The sequence below is a fragment of the Streptomyces angustmyceticus genome (genome assembly GCF_040701845.1).
Taxonomy (GTDB): Bacteria; Actinomycetota; Actinomycetes; order Streptomycetales; family Streptomycetaceae; genus Streptomyces; species Streptomyces angustmyceticus_A.
The window spans coordinates 1-1,369 of record NZ_JBFBHQ010000082.1 but is presented as its reverse complement, the minus strand read 5'-3'; the positions used below and the strand labels follow the sequence as shown (position 1 = coordinate 1,369).

At 68.2% G+C, this 1,369-nt stretch carries 1 protein-coding gene; it reads left to right on the top strand.

The genetic code is table 11. The annotated features are described in order from the left end of the window. Positions 1-1,369, top strand: a 1,369-nt coding sequence (locus AB0411_RS37945) for a 2-oxoacid:acceptor oxidoreductase subunit alpha (protein ID WP_366421755.1), incomplete at both ends; no start/stop codon positions are given.

Genomic DNA, 1,369 nt, shown 5'->3' with positions numbered 1-1,369 from the left:
TGCCGGGTGTCTCCAGCTTCCAGCTGCACTTCGCCGACCATGACATTCTCACGCCGGGTGACGCGCCGAACGTGCTGGTGGCGATGAATCCGGCGGCGTTGAAGGCGAATCTGGCGGATGTGCCGCGGGGCGCGGAGATCATCGTCAACACGGATGAGTTCACCAAGCGTCCGATGGCGAAGGTGGGGTATGCGACCAGTCCGCTGGAGGACGGGTCGCTGGCGGCCTACAACGTTCATCCGGTGCCGTTGACGACGTTGACGATCGAGGCGCTCAAGGAGTTCGGGCTCTCGCGCAAGGAGGCCGAGCGCAGCAAGAACATGTTCGCGCTGGGTCTGCTGTCGTGGATGTATCACCGGCCGACGGAGGGGACGGAGAAGTTCCTGCGGGCGAAGTTCGCGAAGAAGCCGGAGATCGCGGAGGCGAACGTCACGGCGTTCCGGGCGGGCTGGAACTTCGGGGAGACGACGGAGGACTTCGCCGTCTCCTATGAGGTGGCGCCGGCGACCAGGGCGTTTGCGACCGGTACCTACCGCAACATCTCCGGGAACCTGGCGCTGTCCTACGGGCTGGTGGCGGCGGGGCGGCAGGCGGATCTGCCGCTGTATCTGGGGTCGTACCCGATCACCCCGGCGTCCGACATCCTGCACGAGCTGTCGAAGCACAAGAATTTCGGGGTGCGCACGTTCCAGGCGGAGGACGAGATCGCCGGGATCGGTGCGGCGCTGGGTGCCGCGTTCGGTGGTGCGCTGGCGGTGACGACCACGTCGGGGCCCGGGGTGGCGCTGAAGTCGGAGACGATCGGGCTGGCGGTCAGTCTGGAGCTGCCGCTGCTGATCGTGGACATCCAGCGCGGTGGGCCGTCGACGGGTCTGCCGACGAAGACGGAGCAGGCGGATCTGCTGCAGGCGATGTACGGGCGCAATGGTGAGGCGCCGGTGCCGATCGTGGCGCCGAAGACGCCGGCGGACTGTTTCGACGCGGCGCTGGAGGCGGCCCGGATCGCGCTGGCCTACCGCACGCCGGTCTTCCTGCTGTCCGACGGCTACCTGGCCAACGGTTCGGAGCCGTGGCGGATCCCCGACGTCGACGAACTGCCGGACCTGCGGGTCCAGTTCGCGTCGGGTCCCAATCATCAGCAGGCGGACGGCACCGAGGTGTTCTGGCCGTACAAGCGTGACGAGCAGACCCTGGCCCGGCCCTGGGCGGTGCCCGGCACGCCGGGCCTGGAGCACCGGATCGGCGGCATCGAGAAGCAGGACGGCACGGGCAACATCTCCTACGACCCGGCCAACCACGACTTCATGGTGCGCACCCGCCAGGCGAAGGTCGACGGCATCGACGTCCCCGACCTCGACGTCGACGACCC